13 protein-coding genes are annotated in these 16,741 nt (G+C 75.5%); 5 read left to right on the forward strand and 8 right to left on the reverse strand.

The window, feature by feature from the left end:
* Positions 1-95: 95 nt before the first annotated feature.
* From ACFY7C_RS31300 to ACFY7C_RS31315, 4 genes are all read right to left on the reverse strand, one after another.
* Complete coding sequence (locus ACFY7C_RS31300) at positions 96-992, reverse strand: hypothetical protein (RefSeq protein ID WP_389657034.1); 897 nt, start codon at positions 990-992, stop codon at positions 96-98.
* Positions 989-1,843, reverse strand: coding sequence for a hypothetical protein (locus ACFY7C_RS31305; protein WP_389657037.1), 855 nt, complete (start codon positions 1,841-1,843; stop codon positions 989-991). Before ACFY7C_RS31305 ends, ACFY7C_RS31300 begins: the two co-directional genes overlap by 4 nt.
* Positions 1,840-3,366 (reverse strand): hypothetical protein, encoded by a 1,527-nt coding sequence (locus ACFY7C_RS31310; RefSeq protein WP_389657040.1) that lies wholly within the window; start codon positions 3,364-3,366, stop codon positions 1,840-1,842. Before ACFY7C_RS31310 ends, ACFY7C_RS31305 begins: the two co-directional genes overlap by 4 nt.
* Before the next feature lie 165 nt (positions 3,367-3,531).
* Positions 3,532-4,227 (reverse strand): GntR family transcriptional regulator, encoded by a 696-nt coding sequence (locus ACFY7C_RS31315; protein WP_389657042.1) that lies wholly within the window; start codon positions 4,225-4,227, stop codon positions 3,532-3,534.
* A gap of 156 nt (positions 4,228-4,383) precedes the next feature.
* On the opposite strand from ACFY7C_RS31315, the gene ACFY7C_RS31320 reads away from it, so the two are divergent.
* From ACFY7C_RS31320 to ACFY7C_RS31340, 5 genes are read left to right on the forward strand one after another with little or no spacing between them, the layout of a single operon-like run.
* On the forward strand, positions 4,384-5,664 hold the full coding sequence (locus ACFY7C_RS31320) for an MFS transporter (protein WP_389657045.1): 1,281 nt from the start codon (positions 4,384-4,386) through the stop codon (positions 5,662-5,664).
* A complete protein-coding gene (locus ACFY7C_RS31325; protein WP_389657048.1) occupies positions 5,661-6,530 on the forward strand; it encodes a putative hydro-lyase in 870 nt (289 codons plus the stop codon). Before ACFY7C_RS31320 ends, ACFY7C_RS31325 begins: the two co-directional genes overlap by 4 nt.
* Positions 6,531-6,585: 55 nt before the next feature.
* Positions 6,586-7,395 carry a LamB/YcsF family protein gene (locus ACFY7C_RS31330; RefSeq protein ID WP_389657051.1) on the forward strand — a complete coding sequence of 270 codons (810 nt, stop codon included), beginning with the start codon at positions 6,586-6,588 and terminating at the stop codon, positions 7,393-7,395.
* On the forward strand, positions 7,392-8,018 hold the full coding sequence (locus tag ACFY7C_RS31335) for an allophanate hydrolase subunit 1 (protein WP_389657054.1): 627 nt from the start codon (positions 7,392-7,394) through the stop codon (positions 8,016-8,018). The genes ACFY7C_RS31330 and ACFY7C_RS31335 overlap by 4 nt, the downstream gene beginning before the upstream one ends.
* Positions 8,015-8,878 (forward strand): biotin-dependent carboxyltransferase family protein, encoded by an 864-nt coding sequence (locus ACFY7C_RS31340; protein WP_389657057.1) that lies wholly within the window; start codon positions 8,015-8,017, stop codon positions 8,876-8,878. The genes ACFY7C_RS31335 and ACFY7C_RS31340 overlap by 4 nt, the downstream gene beginning before the upstream one ends.
* A 61-nt stretch (positions 8,879-8,939) precedes the next feature.
* Here the strand turns inward: ACFY7C_RS31340 and ACFY7C_RS31345 are convergent, their stop codons facing one another.
* The 4 genes from ACFY7C_RS31345 to ACFY7C_RS31360 all read right to left on the reverse strand — a co-directional run bounded on the left by ACFY7C_RS31345 (position 8,940) and on the right by ACFY7C_RS31360 (position 16,649).
* Entirely contained in the window at positions 8,940-12,620 is a 3,681-nt protein-coding gene (locus tag ACFY7C_RS31345; protein ID WP_389657060.1) for a hydantoinase B/oxoprolinase family protein, read from the reverse strand.
* A complete protein-coding gene (locus ACFY7C_RS31350; protein WP_389658119.1) occupies positions 12,617-13,459 on the reverse strand; it encodes an SGNH/GDSL hydrolase family protein in 843 nt (280 codons plus the stop codon). The genes ACFY7C_RS31345 and ACFY7C_RS31350 overlap by 4 nt, the downstream gene beginning before the upstream one ends.
* A gap of 779 nt (positions 13,460-14,238) precedes the next feature.
* Positions 14,239-15,387: a glycosyltransferase gene (locus tag ACFY7C_RS31355; RefSeq protein ID WP_389658122.1), complete on the reverse strand. Its 1,149-nt coding sequence runs from the start codon at positions 15,385-15,387 to the stop codon at positions 14,239-14,241.
* Positions 15,388-15,521: 134 nt separating this feature from the next.
* The gene (locus ACFY7C_RS31360; protein ID WP_389657063.1) at positions 15,522-16,649 is read right to left on the reverse strand and encodes a glycosyltransferase family 4 protein; all 1,128 of its coding nucleotides are present in this window, start codon (positions 16,647-16,649) and stop codon (positions 15,522-15,524) included.
* Positions 16,650-16,741 lie beyond the last annotated feature (92 nt).

Genomic DNA, 16,741 nt, shown 5'->3' on the forward strand with positions numbered 1-16,741 from the left:
GTACTCGGTCGGGACGGTCGGTCGGTCGTGACGGTAGGTCGGGGCGGTCGGTCGCGTCGGGCGGTGACGCGGGACGGTGGGGGACGGTCGGGCGGTTACGCGTGGAAGGGCAGGCCCGCGTCGGCGGCGATCTCCAGGTCGTCGCCCTCGGGCGGCGGCAGGAGCGTCGCGGTGCCGTCGCTGACGGGGACGATGCCGAGGTCGAGGAGCTCGGCGAGGGCGGCGCTGCCGGCCATGTCGCGGACCTGGAGCTGGTAGCGGGCGGTGGTGCGGTAGGAGCCGCCGGACTCGTCGCCGGTGCGCTGGAGGAAGCCGGAGTCGGTGAGGAAGGCGACGGCCTTGCCGACGATGCCGGTGGTGGAGCCGGCCAGGCGGCGGGCGTCCTTGGTGGCACCGGTGGCGCTGCGGCGGGCGTAGATCCGCCAGGCGGCCTCCAGGCCGGGGGCGTCGGTCTCGGGGTCGGTGTTCTCGCCCTGCTGCTCGGCGCGCTCCTCCAGGCGGCGGCAGGCCTGTCGCACGAAGGCGTCGACGCCGTTGACGGTGAGCCGGCCGATGTAGCCGTCGTCGGCGAGGTCCTCGGGGCGGGGGAAGGCCATGGCGGCGACGGCGAGGTGGGCGAGGCCGTGCAGGAACCGGTCGGCGGAGTCGGTGGAGGCACGGCGGGCGTAGTCGCCCATGCGGACGGCGAAGACGGAGTCCTCGCCCGCGGTGACGGCCATGCCGGCGCGCGGGGAGACCTCCAGGACGACGAGGCCGAGGCCGGTGGCGACGGCGTCGGCGAGCCGCGCGAAGGAGGAGTCCTCGCGGTAGCGGCGCAGCAGCTCGGCGTATTCGGCGTCACGGGCGGGCAGCAGCTTGGGCTGCAGACCGAAGGAGACGAGCCGGGCGGCGTCGGCCGCGTCGGCGGGCGTCAGCGCCGTGGGCGCGGCGGGGGTCCTGGGGGCCTCCGGCTCGCTCCACGCGTCGTTGTGCTCGACGTGGTGTTCGCTCACGGCTGGGGCTCCTCGGGACGCTGGGTGGGTTCGGGCAGGGGAAGGCGTACGGGCGTGACGGTGACGGGCGGCGGCGCGGCCACCGGCTCCTCGCCGGCCCGCTCCCCGCGCGGCAGCGGCACGGCCCGCACGAACGGCCGCGCCACCGGACCGCTCGCCGTCCCCACGACCACGGCCTCCACCCGCGGCCCGTCCCCCGTCGGCTCCGTCCCGACGACGGCGGGCCGCTCCACGGCGACACGCGTCACCCGCAGGCGCGGGGCGGGGGCGGGGGTGCCGCCAGAGGCGAGGGGGGCGTCGCCCTCGGCCGCGCCACCGGCCGGGCGGGCCGCGCCGGGCGCGTCCGGCGCGTCGGAAGGCGCCGACACGGGTGGCTCGGCGCCGGACGGGCGGTCGTCGGTGGTGATGATCGGTGCGGCATCCGCGGCGGGGGCCTCGCCGGCCTCGTCCGGCGCGTCGGAAGGCGCCGACACGGGCGACTCGGCGCCGGCCGGGTCGCCGGGCACGGTGACGGGCACCGTGAGGGCGGCCTCAGCCGCGACAGCCGCCGCGGGGGCCGGACCCGCGGCCTCGGACGGCGCGGGCGGCTCCGGCTCGGCGGGGCGGGGTACGGGGAGGGCGGGGGCCGTCGTGGCGGTGGGGGGAGCGCCGCCCTCGGGGGTGGTGGGCAGGGGGGCCGCGTCGGCGGGAAGGGAGCCGCCGGCCGCGCAGGTCTCACAGGCGCCGGGGGCGTGCGGGCACGTGGGCGCGACGGAGACAGGCGCGGTGGGGGCGGTGGTCGGTGACGCGTCCGCCGCGTCGGAGCACAGCGGCTCCTCCGGGGCGGTGTCGGCGGGGCCGAGGGCGGTCATGAGGACTCCTTGCGGTCCGCCGCCATGCCGGCCGCGTCGAGGAGGGCGGTGCCGACGATGAGGTCGGCGCCGCCGAACTCGGGGTCGTCGAGGGGGGTGCCGTCGTCGACGGCGAAGAGGAGGCGTTCCTCGCCCTGGCGGTAGGCCGTGCCGACCGGCGGGCTGGCGGCGTGGACGGCGAGGAGGGCGACCAGATACGGCAGGTCGCGGTCTCGACGGCGGGCGTCCGCGAGGAGGCCGGAGAGCCGCCGCGGGGCGTCGTGCTCCAGGTCGAGCAGCTCCATGGCGCTCGCCAGCTGCTCCTCGCTGAACCGGCTGTCGTCAGGGGTGGCGATCAGGTCCGGTTCGGGCATCTCGGCGCCCAGGTGCTGGCGCTCCACCGGCGGGGTGAGGAGCATCTCGACGAGGTCGCCGACGCGGACGGAGGCGGGGGTGCGCAGCCCGGTGCCGTGGGCGAAGAAGGCGTCGGTGACCTTGATGGCCTGCTCGACGGGCAGCGGGAGGACCGGGGCGACCAGCTGTCCATACAGGTCGAGTCCGGTGTACGCGGTGGGCGCGGCGAAGGCCTGGCGGTCCTGCTCGGCGCGGAACAGCGGGCCGGCCTCCAGGAGGCGGGACTGGAGCTGGGTGTGCCGGCGGATGCAGTCCTTGACGATGTCGACGAGCTCGGCGGCACGACGCTTGTGCTCTTGGTCCTCCGCCTCGTCGCGGGCCTTGCGGATGTTGGTGAGGATGGCGTTCTCGTGGCGGTAGCGGTCGGCGACGTGGTCGAGCGCCTCGGCGATCATGTCGGGGACCGTGTTGAGCCAGTCGACCGCGCGGACGTTGCGCCGGGTGGCCTCCAGGGTCTTGCGGAGGGTCTCCGCGTACTGCACGGTCCGGTAGCGGGCCTGCTCCGCGGCGAGCTGGGCGTCGGCGAGGCGGCCCCGGTTGATGAGGACCTCCAGCTTGACCTCGGCGGCGATCTGGGCGCTGGTGACGTCCGTGTCGAGGGCGCCGACGAGGACGTTGACGGCTTCGTCGGTCGTACGGAGGTAGACGCCGCCGCCGTAACCCGGCACCTCTTCGATGAGCTTGAAGTCGTAGTCACGGCGGGTGTAGACGCCGTCGGATCCGAACGTGCCGTAGACCGCGCGGAAGCCGCGGTCGACGCTGCCGACGTTGATCAGGTTCTCCAGGACCCAGCGGGCGACCCGCTCGTGCTCGGCGGCGGGGCGCTCGGGGGCCTGGGCGGCGACGCGGGGCAGCAGACGGGCGATTATCTGCTCGCTGTCGGCGCCGGTGTCGAAGTCCATGTTGAGCGTGACCAGGTCGATCGCGGCGAGGGCGACCTCGGCCATCGCGTAGACCGAGTACTCACCGGCCAGATTCGCCTTGCGCGCGTCCAGATCGTGCAGCGGGGCGGTGCACGCGAGCGCGCGGAGCCGCCGCGCGAGCCCTTCGTCGGCGGCCGGGCCCTGCGCGGGGCGCGGCCCCGCGCTGAGCTGGGGCGGAGCGAGGTCCGTCGAGGCAGGCGAAGTCACGGTGCACAGAGTAGGTCCTCGAACTGACAACGGTCGAAACGGCGCTTATGCGACCGCTGCGCGACCACTGTGGGACCGCTGTGCGACCGCGACCGCGACCCGACCGCAGCCCGCGCGCCCGGCCCCGGTCGCTCCGGCCGCGACCCCGCCCGCCCCGGCGCCCGTTCACGCCTCCGGCTCGTCGACCGCCTTCGCGTACGCGTCGACGATGCGAGTGCGGGAGTCGTCCAGGTAGCGGACGAGGAGCTGCTCGGCGCGGTCTCGCTCTCCGGACCGGAGGACGTCCAGAATCTCCCGGTTTCGCAGGAGATAGGGCTCATGGAGCCCCCGCGGGTCGTCCACCATGTGGAAGGCCAGGCGGAGTTCGGCGAGCACGCCGCGCATCAGTTCGTCGGTGCGGGCGCTGCCGGCCAGGGCGACGAGTTCGCGGTGGAAGTGGATGTTGGCGGTCGAGACGCCCTTCCAGTCCTCGGCGTGGGCGGCCCGCTCGCCCTCGGCGACGGCGGCGGCGAGGCCGTCGACCGGGAACGGCGGCTCCCCGAGCCCGCGCACGACGGCGCATTCGACGAGCCGTCGGGTGCGGTAGATGTCGGCGACGTCGTCGACGGCGAGGACCCGGACGAAGACGCCCCGGTTGAGCCGGTGGACGAGCAGCCGTTCGTGGGTGAGCAGCCGGAAGGCCTCGCGCAGGGTGTTGCGGGACACCCCGAGGGCGCCGCCGATGCTCTCCTCGGACAGGCGGGTGCCGGGCGGGAAGAAACCCTCGGCGATCCGGGTGCGCAGGATGTCGGCGACCCGTTCCGCCGTGCTCGTACGTCCCAGCAGGGCGCGGTCGTCGGCCAGTTCGCCGAATCCGTCCATCGTGCCTCGTTCCCTCCGTCGTCCGCGGCCGAGTCAATCGCAGGAAGGGGCGTGGAACAAGGACGAGCCGACACGTCTCTTGTCGGATCGTTGAACAATCCCTACATTGAACGACACCGCACCGCTCCTCACTCCTCCTCCCTCTGCGAGGTGCAGATGAGCACGACCAAGCCCCAGCAGCAGACCCGGGACCAACGACCCGACGACACCGGCGCGTTCGCGTGGCTGCGCGCCCTCGGACCGCGCGGCCGACGCGCCTTCGGCGGCGCTTTCGGCGGTTACGCCCTCGATTCGTACGATTTCTTCACGCTGCCGCTGTCCATGGTGGCCATCGCCGCCTACTTCGGCCTCGACAAGGGACAGACCGGTCTCCTCACCACCGTCACCCTGGTGGTGTCGGCCCTCGGCGGCGCGCTCGCCGGCATCCTCGCCGACCGGATCGGGCGGGTGCGGGCGCTGATGATCACGGTGGCCACCTACGCCCTCTTCACCGTCCTGTGCGGCTTCGCGCCCAACTACGAGACGCTGATGGTCTTCCGCGCCCTTCAGGGCCTCGGCTTCGGCGGCGAGTGGGCGGTGGGCGCGATCCTGGTCGCCGAATACGCCTCCGCCCGGCACCGGGGCCGCACCCTCGGCGGCATCCAGAGCGCCTGGGCGGCCGGCTGGGCGCTCGCCGTGATCGTCTACACGCTGGTCTTCCAGTTCGTCGACGCCGACACCGCGTGGCGGATCATGTTCTGGACCGGCGCCCTGCCCGCCCTGCTCATCGTCTACGTGCGCCGCAACGTCGAGGACGCCCCGCAGGCGGCCGAGGTGCGCCGCGCGAGCGCCGACCGCGGCTCGTTCACCGCCGTCTTCAAGCGCCCGCTGCTCGGCACCACGCTCTTCGCCGTGCTCCTGTCGACCGGTGTCCAGGGCGGCTACTACACGCTCGCCACCTGGGTCCCGACCTTCCTCAAGACCGAGCGCGGGCTCACGGTCGTCGGCACCGGCGGCTACCTCACCTTCCTGATCTCCGGGGCCTTCATCGGCTACCTCACCGGCGGCTACCTCACCGACCGGCTCGGCCGGAAGAAGAACATCGCGCTCTTCGCGGTCCTGTCCGCGCTCGCCGTGCTCGCCTACACCCACATCCCGGCCGGGGCGAACGACCTGCTCCTGGTCCTCGGCTTCCCGCTCGGCTTCTGCATGTCGGCCATCTTCAGCGGCTTCGGCTCCTTCCTCGCCGAGCTCTATCCGACGGCCGTGCGCGGCACCGGCCAGGGCTTCACCTACAACACCGGCCGCGCCGTGGGCGCGCTCTTCCCGACCCTGGTCGGCTACCTCGCCGACAGCTGGGGCGTGGGCGGGGCACTGGTGTTCGGCGCCGTCGGCTACGGACTCGCCGTCATCGCCCTGCTCGGCCTGCCCGAGACCCGGGGGAGGGAACTCGTATGAGCCTCCCGACGGCCGGAGACCGCGCCGGCGACCCCGCCGGCGACCCCGAGCACGCCCCCGCGACGCCCGCGCCCCAACCCGCCTCCGGCCCCGCGCCCGACCCGCGTACGGCCCGCGCGCGAGCCCGCGCCGGGGCGACCGGCCCCACCGCCGGCTGGGCCCCGGGCCACACCCAGGCCAACCTGATCGCGGTGCCCGCGGACTGGGCGTACGACGTGCTGCTGTTCTGCACCCGCAACCCCCGGCCCTGCCCGGTCCTCGACGTCACCGACACAGGCTCCTGGCGGACCCGGCTCGCCCCGGACGCCGATCTGCGCACCGACATCCCGCGCTACCGGGTGTGGGAGCACGGGCGGCTGGTCGACGAACCGGCGGACGCGACCCCGTACTGGCGCGGCGACCTGGTGTCGTTCCTCATCGGCTGCAGCTTCACCTTCGAGGGGGCCCTCGCCGACGCGGGGGTGCCGCTGCGCCACATCGAGCAGGGCCGGAACGTGTCGATGTACGTCACCGACCGGCCCTGCCGGCCCGCCGGGCGGCTGCACGGGCCGATGGTGGTGTCGATGCGGCCGGTGCCCGCCGCCCTCGTCCCGACCGCGCGGCGGATCAGCGGACTGCTGCCCGCCGTGCACGGGGCGCCGGTGCACGCCGGCGACCCGGCGGCCCTGGGCATCGCGGATCTCTCCCGGCCCGATTTCGGCGACCCGGTGGTCGCCGAGCCGGGGGACGTGCCGGTGTTCTGGGCCTGCGGGGTCACCCCCCAGGCGGCCGTGACGGCCTCACGTCCGCCGTACGCCCTCACCCACGCGCCGGGGCGGATGCTGGTCACGGACGTACGGGACGCGGAATACCGCGTACCGGTGTGACGCCGGAGGCGGCTGGGATCGTGCTCTTCTGCACGGAAAGGAAAGGAAACCTCTCATGACCCGGGTCTCGATCGACCTCAACGCCGACCTCGGCGAGGGCTTCGGCCGCTGGACGCTGACCGACGACGAGCAGTTGCTGTCGGTCGTCACCAGCGCCAACGTGGCCTGCGGCTTCCACGCGGGGGACGCGGCGACCATGCGCCGCGTCTGCGAGCTCGCGGCGGAGCGGGACGTACGGATCGGGGCCCAGGTCTCCTACCGGGACCTCGCCGGCTTCGGCCGGCGCGCCATGGACGTGCCGCCGGCCGAGCTGGCGGCGGAGGTCGCGTACCAGATCGGCGCCCTGGAGGTGTTCGCCCGCGCCGCCGGCTCCCGGGTGGCGTACGTCAAGCCGCACGGCGCGCTCTACAACCGCGTGGTGCGCGACGAGGAGCAGGCGGCGGCGGTCGTGGACGGGGTGCTCCTCGCCTCGGCCGGACTGTCCGGGCACGGACCATCCGGCGGCGGCCCGGCCGCATACGGGCTGCCCGTTCTCGGACTGCCCGGGTCACGGCTGCACGAGGCCGCCGTGAAGGCCGGGCTGCCCGTCGTCGGCGAGGCGTTCGGCGACCGTGCCTACCGGGCCGACGGCACCCTGCTGCCACGGGGGCAGGAGGGCGCCGTCGTGACCGACCCGGCGGAGGTGGTGGAGCGGTCGCTGTCCATGGCCCGGTTCGGCGTGGTCACCGCCCGCTGCGGACGCTCGGTCGCCGTCCGGGCCCGCTCGCTGTGCCTGCACGGCGACACGCCCGGCGCCGTGGAGCTGGCCCGGCGGGTGCGGGCGCAGCTGGAGTCCGCCGGGGTCCGGGTGGAGGCCTTCGCATGAGGGCCCGCAAGGTGTTCCGGGTCGGCGAGCGCGGCCTGCTGGTCGAGCTGGTGAGCGGGGAGGCGACCGAGGCCTTCCACGCCGAGCTGCTGCGCCGGCGCGAGGCGGGCGCGCTGCCCGCCGTACGGGAGATCGTGCCGGCGGCGAGGACGGTGCTCCTCGAAGGAGTGGCGGCTCCGGACCGGCTCGCGGCCGAGCTGCGTTCCTGGGACGTTCCCGTGCTGCACGCGCGCGCGGCGGCCTCGGTGGAGGTGCCGGTGCGCTACGACGGGCCCGACCTCGCCGACGTGGCCGATCTGTGGGGGGTGTCCGTGGAGGCGGCGGTGCGGATCCACTCGGAGACCGGATTCCGGGTCGCCTTCTGCGGGTTCGCGCCGGGCTTCGGCTATCTCACGGGGCTCGGCGGACGGTACGAGGTGCCGCGGCGGGCCACTCCGCGCACCTCCGTCCCGGCCGGCTCGGTCGCGCTCGCGGGGCCGTACACCGGGGTGTACCCGCGTTCCTCGCCCGGCGGCTGGCAGCTGATCGGCACGACGGACGCGGTGCTGTGGGACACGGCCCGCGAGCCGGCCGCGCTGCTCTCCCCCGGCACCCGGGTGCGTTTCACGGTGGCGGGCCGATGACCGACCGTGCCTTCGCCGTCGTACGGGCCGGGGCGCTGACCACCGTGCAGGACCTGGGGCGTCCGGGCTACGCGCACCTGGGCGTGCCGCGCTCCGGGGCCCTCGACCCGGACGCCGTACGGCTCCTCAACCGGCTGCTCGGCAACCCGGAGGGCGCCGCCGTCCTGGAGACCACGCTCACCGGGTGCGCGGTGCGGCCGCGCTGCGCGGTGACGGCAGCGGTGGGCGGGGCGCCCTGCCCGGTGACGGTGGACGGCCGGCCCGCCGCCTGGGGCACTCCCGTACGGGTCGGGCCCGGGCAGCTCCTGGAGGTGGGCGCGGCGGCGCGCGGGCTGCGCTCGTACGTGGGGTTCGGCGGCGGCGTCGCGGTCGAACCGGTGCTCGGCAGCCGCTCCACCGACCTGCTGTCGGGGCTCGGCCCGGCGCCGCTGGCGGGCGGGGCGGTGCTGCCGCTGGGGGCGGCCACGGCCGTACGGGGGTCGGTCGACGCTCCCCCATGGCCGGGCCCGCGGGACGAGCTCGTCCTGCGGGTCCGGCTCGGGCCGCGTGACGACTGGTTCACTCCCGGCGCCCTGGCATCCCTCGCCACGCGCGCGTGGCGGGTCTCGTCGGCGAGCAACCGCATCGGACTGCGCACGGAGGGCCCGCCCCTGGAGCGGGCCGTCGACGGTGAACTGCCCAGTGAGGGCATGCCCCTGGGCGCGGTGCAGGTGCCGCCGGACGGCCGTCCGGTGGTGTTCCTCGCCGACCATCCGACGACCGGCGGCTATCCGGTGGTGGCCGTCGTCCGGGAGGCGGACCTGGCGGCGGCGGCACAGGCGGTGCCGGGGACGGCGGTGCGGTTCGTGCCGTACCGCTGACGCGGCCGGGCGGGCGGGCGGGCGCCACCGGAGCGCGCGACCACGCTGCTGCCAGGACGGGTCAGCGGGCCCGGTCGCCCGCCGTGGACGGGTTGTCGTCCTCGGGCGGGCCGTAGCCCCCGCCGCCCGGGGTGCGGACGACGAGGACGTCACCGGGGCCGACGTCGGTGGTGTCGACGCCCTCCAGCCGCTCGACGCTGCCGTCGGCGCGTTCGACCGTGTCGACGCCGAGCGCGCCCGGCAGGCCGCCCGCCCTGCCGTACGGCGGGACGCGGCGGTGGCCGGTGAGCAGGGCGACCGTCATGGGTTCCAGGAAGCGGATACGGCGCTCGACACCGTCTCCGCCGTCGTGGCGGCCGCGGCCGCCGCTGCCGTCCCGCACGGCGAAGGCGTCGACCCGGACCGGGAGGCGCCACTCCAGGATCTCGGGGTCGGTGAGCCGGGAGTTGGTCATATGGGTCTGTACGGCGTCGGCGCCGGCGAAGTCCTCGCCCGCGCCGGAGCCGGAGGCGACCGTCTCGTAGTACTGCACGCGGTCGTTGCCGAAGGTGACGTTGTTCATCGTGCCGGAGCCTTCGGCCTGGACGCCGAGGGCCGCGTAGAGGGCGCCGGTGACGGCCTGGGAGGTCTCGACGTTGCCGGCGACGGTGGCCGCCGGGTAGCGGGGCGCGAGCAGGGAGCCCGGTGGGACGCGCACGTCGAGCGGCTCCAGGCAGCCGCTGTTGAGCGGGATGTCGTCGTCGACGAGGGTGCGGAACACGTACAGGACGGCGGCCAGGACGACGGAGGTGGGCGCGTTGGCGTTGCCCGGCAGCTGCGGGGAGGTGCCGGTGAAGTCGAGGACGGCGCCGCGCCGTTCGCGGTCCACGCGCACGGAGACCTGGATGACGGCGCCGGCGTCGGTCTCGTAGCGGCAGGAGCCGTCGCGCAGTCCGGCGACGATGCGGCGGACGGACTCCTCGGCGTTGGCGCGGACGTGCCGCATATAGGCGTGGACGACGTCGAGGCCGAACTGGTCGACGGCCTTGCGGAGTTCCTCGATGCCCTTCTCGTTGGCGGCGATCTGGGCGCGCAGGTCGGCGAGGTTGGTGTCCGGATCGCGTGAGGGGTACGGGGCGCCGGTGAGCAGCGCCCGGGTCTCCGCCTCGCGCAGTCTGCCGTCACGGACGAGGAGCCAGTTGTCGAAGAGGACGCCCTCCTCGTGGACGGTGCGGCTGAAGGCGGGCATGGAGCCGGGGGTGATGCCGCCGATCTCGGCGTGATGGCCGCGGGAGGCGACGAGGAACAGCAGGTCCGTGCCGGTGTCGTCGAAGACGGGTGTGACGACGGTGACGTCGGGAAGGTGGGTGCCGCCGTGGTAGGGGTCGTTGATGGCGTACGCGTCCCCGGGGCGCAGGTCGTCGGCGTTGCGGCGCAGGACCTCCTTGATGGACTCGCCCATGGAGCCGAGGTGGACGGGGATGTGGGGGGCGTTGGCGATGAGGTTGCCGTCGGGGTCGAACAGGGCGCAGGAGAAGTCGAGGCGTTCCTTGATGTTGACGGAGTGGGCGGTGTTCTCCAGGCGGACGCCCATCTGCTCGGCGATCGCCATGAAGAGGTTGTTGAAGACCTCCAGGAGGACGGGGTCGACGTCGGTGCCGGCGGCGGTGCGGGCGGGGCGGGGGGTGACGCGGCGCAGCAGGAGGTGGCCGCCCTCGGCGGCGGTGGCGCGCCAGCCGGGGTCGACGAGTGTGGTGGCGTCGTCCTCGGCGAGGATGGCGGGGCCGTCGACGGTGTCGCCGGGGCGCAGGTCCTCCCGCCGGTACAGCGGGGTCGGCATCGGCTCGCCCCCGCTGTACGTGGTGACCGTCGCCCGGGGCGTGAGGGCGCCCTCACGAGCGGCCTGGGGGACGACGACGGGGCCGTGCGGTCCTGTGGTGCCGACGGCCTCGACGGACACGGCCTCGACGACGACAGGGGCGTCCGTGGTGAAGCCGTACCGTCGCAGGTGCGCGGCTGTGAACTCGGTTTTCATCGTATCTGCGGATGTGAGCGGTACGGGGAGGCTCGCGTCGGTGCCGGCGTAACGCAGCAGCACGCGCGCGGCGGTGGTGATCGCCTCGTCGGGCAGTCCCTCGGCGCGCAGTTCGGCGCGGGTCCGGTCGGCGAGTTCCGCACAGAGCCGGGTGACCCGCTCGGCGGTGGCGGGGTCTTCGGCGGTGCCGGGCGCCTCGGCGGTGCCGGGGTCGTCGGCGGTGCCGGGGTCGTCGAGTGCGGCCTCGACGGACTGCTCCCGCATGGCGGTGGCATCGGCGAGGCCGATCCCGTACGCCGAGAGGACCCCGGCGAGCGGCGGTACGACGACGGTGTCGACGCCCAGGGCGTCGGCGACGGCGCAGGCGTGCTGGCCGCCGGCGCCGCCGAAGCAGGTGAGGGCGTAACGGGTGATGTCGTGGCCGCGCTGGACGGAGATCTTCTTGACCGCGTTGGCCATGTTGAGGACGGCGATCTCCAGGAAGCCGGCGGCCACGTCCTCCGGGCGGCGGTCGCCGCCGATCTCGGCGGCGAGCGCCGTGAACCGCGTGCGGACGACGTCGGCGTCGAGCGGCTGGTCGCCGTGCTCCCCGAACACGGCGGGGAAGTGGTCCGGTTGGATCCGCCCGAGCATGACGTTGGCGTCGGTGACGGTCAGCGGGCCGCCGCGGCGGTAGCAGGCGGGTCCGGGGACGGCTCCGGCTGAGTCCGGCCCGACGCGGTAGCGCCGGCCGTCGTAGTGGAGGACGGAGCCGCCGCCCGCGGCGACGGTGTGGATGCTCATCATGGGGGCGCGCATCCGCACCCCGGCGACCCGCGTGCCGAGTTCCCGCTCGAACTCGCCCGCGTAGTGCGAGACGTCCGTCGAGGTGCCGCCCATGTCGAAGCCGACGACCCGGTCGAAGCCGGCCTGTTCGGAGGTGCGGGCCATGCCGACCACGCCGCCGGCCGGGCCGGACAGGACGGCGTCCTTGCCCCGGAAGTGGGCGGCCTCGCGCAGTCCGCCGTTGGACTGCATGAACATCAGCCGGATGCCGGAGAGTTCACGGGCGACCTCGTCGACGTACCGGCGCAGGATCGGCGAGAGGTACGCGTCGACGACGGTGGTGTCGCCACGTGGGACGAGCTTGATGAGCGGACTGACCTCGTGGGAGCAGCTGACCTGCGTGAAGCCGGCGGCGCGGGCGAGTGCCGCGACGCGGGTCTCGTGGGCGATGTGGCGGTAGCCGTGCATCAGGACGACGGCGGCGGAGCGCAGTCCGTCGCGGTGGGCGCCGGCCAGGGCGGCGGTGACGGCGTCCTCGTCGAGAGGCGTGACGACCCGGCCGTGGGCGTCGACCCGTTCGGGGACCTCGATCACCCGCGCGTACACCGCTTCGGGCAGCACGATACGGCGGTCGAAGATGCGGGGCCGGTTCTGGTAGGCGATGCGCAGGGCGTCGCGGAAGCCGGCGGTGATCAGCAGGACGGTGGGCTCGCCGCGCCGCTCCAGCAGGGCGTTGGTGGCGACGGTGGTGCCCATCTTGACGACGGCGATCCGCTCGGCGGGGACGGCTTCGTCGGGGCCGAGGCCGAGGAGAAGCCGGATTCCGGCGACGGCGGCGTCATGGGGCCGGGCCGGGTCGTGCGAGAGCAGTTTGCGGGTGACGAGCCGGCCGTCGGGACGCCGGCCCACGATGTCGGTGAAGGTGCCGCCGCGGTCGATCCAGAACTCCCAGCGTCCGGTCATTCCCCCATTGTGGCCGCGAGGGCCCGGGACAGGGCGTGCTCGGCGCGGGCGTCGAGCCGGGTGCCGGTTCCGGTGGCGGAGTGACGCAGCTCGGTGGCGGCGAGCAGGAGCAGCTGCGGCAGCAGGTCGCCGCAGCGGCGTACGACCCAGGCGGTCCCGGCGGTGGCGAGCCAGAGCAGGGCGTCCGTACGGGTGGGCGGAGGCTGTTCGGGTTCGCGGGACGGCGGTGTGCCGTGGGCGAGGCCGCGGTCGTGGAGGAGCCGGTGGAAGGCTGCGGCGACGGCGCGGTGGCCGCGCTCGCCGGGGTGGAGCCGGTCGGCGCTCCACAGGGTGCGGTCCTCGGTCCAGCCGGGATCGTCGAGATGGAGGTGGACGGCGCCGTACCGGGCGGAGAGCGCGTGGACGACGGCGTTGACCGCCCGCTGCCGCCGGGCCAGCGGCCGGGCGAGGGCGGCGGGCAGGCCGAGCATCCGTCCGGGGTCGGGGAGGCACGCGGTGAGCAGGACGGTGCCGGTGGCGGAGAGTTCGCCGCAGACGCGGTCGAGGCGGCGGGCGAGCGGTCCGATGTCGAAGGTGCGGCGCAGGGTGTCGTTGACGCCGACGACGACGGACGCGAGCTGGGGGCGTAGCGCCAGCGCCCTCGGCAGTTGGATTTCGGCCACGTCCCGGCTCTGCGCCCCGCTGATGGCGAGGTTGGTGAAGACGACCCCCTCCCCACCCGGCCGCAACCCCTCCGCGAGCAACGCGGCCCACCCCCGCCACCGCGCACCGACCGGGTCGCCCACGCCCTCGCTGAGCGAGTCGCCGAGCACCACGAACCGGGTGACGGGCGGCGCGATGAGCGCCGGACGTGGGGTGGGGGCCGGGCGGGCGGGCGCCGGGACGGTGGGCGCCGGGCCGGTCGGCGCCAGGTCGGCGGATGCCGGGACGGTGGGCGCCAGACCGGCGGGCACCAGACCGCCGGGCGTCGGGCCGGGAGCCGCGCGAGTGACCGCGATGGGCGCCGGGACGGCGGATGCCAGGCCGCAGGGCGGCAGGTCGGCGAATGCCGGGCTGCGGGGCGCCGGGCCGGCGGGCGCCAGGTCGGCGGAGGCCAGACCGGACGGCGCCGTACTGCCGGACGCCCCGCCGCAGGACGCGCCGCCGCAGGACGTCGGACGGCGAGGCGCCAGACCGCCGGGCGCCGGACTGGCGGGCGCCAGGTCGGCAGCCGCCAGGCCGCAGGAAGCCGGACCGCCGCTCGCCAGACCGCTGGACGACAGGCCGGCGGGCGCAGGGCCGGCGGATGCCGGGCCGCGGGCCGCCCCGGCGCAGGGCGCCAGACCGCCGGACACCGGGCCGCCGGACGCCAGACAGCCGGTCGCCATATCGCCGGACGCCAGACCGTCGGACACCGGACCGTCGGACACCGGACCAGAAGCCGCGCGGGTGGCCCCGGGGGGCAGCGGCCCGGTCCCGGGCGCCCCGGGTACCCCAGTCATCTCGGGTGGCGCGGGTATCCCGGGCACCACGGGTGTGCCGGCTACCCCGGCCAACTCAGGCACCTCAACCACCCCAACCACCCCAGCCGTCCCAGCCGGCCCGGCCGCCCTCCGCCACGCCCGGCCCTGCCCGCCCGTCATCGGGGTGTCTCCCGCGACGCCCTGGCCGCGGGGGCGGCCGGTGTCGCGTCATGCGCCGTCAGGAAGGCGGCGGTCGCGCGGGGCCAGGAGAAGAGCTCGGCACGGGCGCGGGCGGACGTGCGGCGCTGGGGTTCCGGTCGGGCCAGGACCGTGCGGACGGCCCGGGCGAGGGAGACGGGGTCGTCGGCGGCGCAGGCACCGGCGTCCGCGACGACCTCGGGCAGGGCGGAGGAGGCGCTGCAGACGACGGGGGTGCCGCAGGCGAGGGCTTCGAGGGCGGCGAGCCCGAACGTCTCGGCGGGTCCCGGGGCGAGACAGACGTCCGCCGCTGCCTGGAGATCGGCGAGGACCTCGCGGTCGGCGACATGCCCGAGGAACCGCACGGGGAGCCGCCGCTCCCGCGCCCGGCGCTCCAGGGCGCCCCGCAGCGGTCCCTCGCCGGCGACGACGAGGGCGGCTCGTACACCCAGGGCACGCAGCTCGGCGAGGGCGTCGAGCGCGGTGCCGGGCCGCTTCTCGACGGAGAGGCGGGAGCACATCAGGAGCAGCACCCGCTCGCCGTCCGCGTACCGGGCCCGCAGGACGGTGCTGCGGCGTCCCGGGCGGCAGCGGTGCAGGTCGACGCCGAGCGGAGCGCGGACGACGTTGCGCGCGCCGATCCGTACGAACTCCCGCTCGGCCCACTCCGTGGTGCAGACGATCCGGGAGTAGGCCCACGCCGTGCGGCGGTTGAGTCGGTCGGCCGCCCGGGCCGCGACCGCGGCGGGCACGCCCCAGGTGCGGAGCACCCCGTCGGCCGTCTCGTGCGACACCATGACCGACGGCACCCGGGCGCGGCGGGCCCACTCCCCCGTCCAGCGCAGGGTCGTCCGGTCGGAGACCTCCAGCCGGTCGGGGGCGAGCTCCTCCAGGAGCAGGCGCAGCCGCCGGCGGTCCGCGAGCACCCGGTAGCCGCCGGTGCCGGGGATCTCCGGCCCGGGGAGGGTGATCACCCGGCCCTGGGCCGTCTCCTCGTCGCTCGCCACGTCGCCGGGCACGACGAGCACGGCCTCGTGCCCGGCGTCGCGATAGCCGCGTCCGAGCTGGTCGAGAGCGGTGCGCAGCCCGCCGGAGGTCGGGGTGACGAAGTTGGCGAGCCGGACGATCCTGAGCGGGCGATCGCCTACGGGCGCGCCCGTACCGCCCGCGACGGGACCGAGTGCGGGTGCGGGTGCGGATACGGGTGCCGGACTGGACACGGATACGGATACGGGTGCCTGCCGGACACCGTGGGCCGCGTTCATGCCGCCACCGCCGTCCGTGCGCGCAGCACGTCCCCGTAATGGCCGATCAGTTCGTCGCCGACGGCCTCCCAGGTCCGGCGTTCGACGGCGGCCCGGGCGGCTCTTCCGTAGGCGGCGCGCAGGGCGGGCGCGCCGGTCAGGGAGGAGACGGCGTCGCGGAGGGCGTCGGGGTCCTCGGGTGGCACGAGGAGGCCCGTGTGACGGTGGACGACCAGGTCGAGGGGGCCGCCGGCGGCGGGGGCGACGACGGGGACGCCGGCGGCCATGGCCTCCTGCACGGTCTGGCAGAAGGTCTCGTACGGTCCGGTGTGGGCGAACACGTCGAGCGAGGCGAAGATCCGGGCCAGGTCGGCCCCGGTGCGGCGGCCCAGGAAGACGGCTCCGGGCAGCGCGGCCCGCAGCCCCGGCTCGCTGGGGCCGTCGCCGACGACCACGACCCGTACGCCGGGCAGTCCGCACACCCCGGCGAGCAGGTCGACGCGCTTCTCGGGGGCGAGACGCCCCACGTAGCCGACGATCGTCTCGCCGCCGGGCGCGAGCTCACGGCGCAGGACCGGGTCGCGCAGCGCGGGCCGGAAGCGTTCGGTGTCGACTCCGCGCCGCCAGAGCCGGATCCGCCCGATGCCGTGGGCCCGGAGGTCCCGTACGGCGGCGGTGGACGGCGCGAGGGTGCGGTCGGCGGCGCCGTGCACCGCCCGCAGGCGGCGCCAGGCGGCGGCCTCACCCGCGCCCATGTAGGTGCGGGCGTAGCCGGCGAGGTCGGTCTGGTAGACGGCGACGGCGGGCAGTCCGAGGCGGGTGGCGGCGCTCATCCCGCGCACGCCCAGGACGAACGGGCTCGCCAGGTGGACGAGGTCGGCGCGGTGCGCCGTGATCGCGGCGGCCACCCGCCGGCTGGGCAGGGCGACCCGTACCTGCGGATAGCCGGGCAGCGGGAGGGAGGGCACGCGGACGACGGGGCAGGGCGCGTCGGCGTCCGGTCCCATGGCCGCTGCGGGGACCGCGGGGGCGACGACCAGGGGGTCGTGCCCACGGCGGGCCAGGTGGTGGGCGGTCTGCAGGGCGCAGTGCGCCACACCGTTGACGTCGGGCGGGAAGGACTCGGTGACGATGACGACACGCATACGGGTGTTGTCGTCGCGCTCGGCGTGTCCCCGTCAAAGTGGATCTGGACGCCCGGGGAACGTCCCATGAGCGTTTGCCCCGGCGCGACCGC

This window comes from Streptomyces sp. NPDC012769 (assembly GCF_042901205.1).
Classification (GTDB): domain Bacteria; phylum Actinomycetota; class Actinomycetes; order Streptomycetales; family Streptomycetaceae; genus Streptomyces.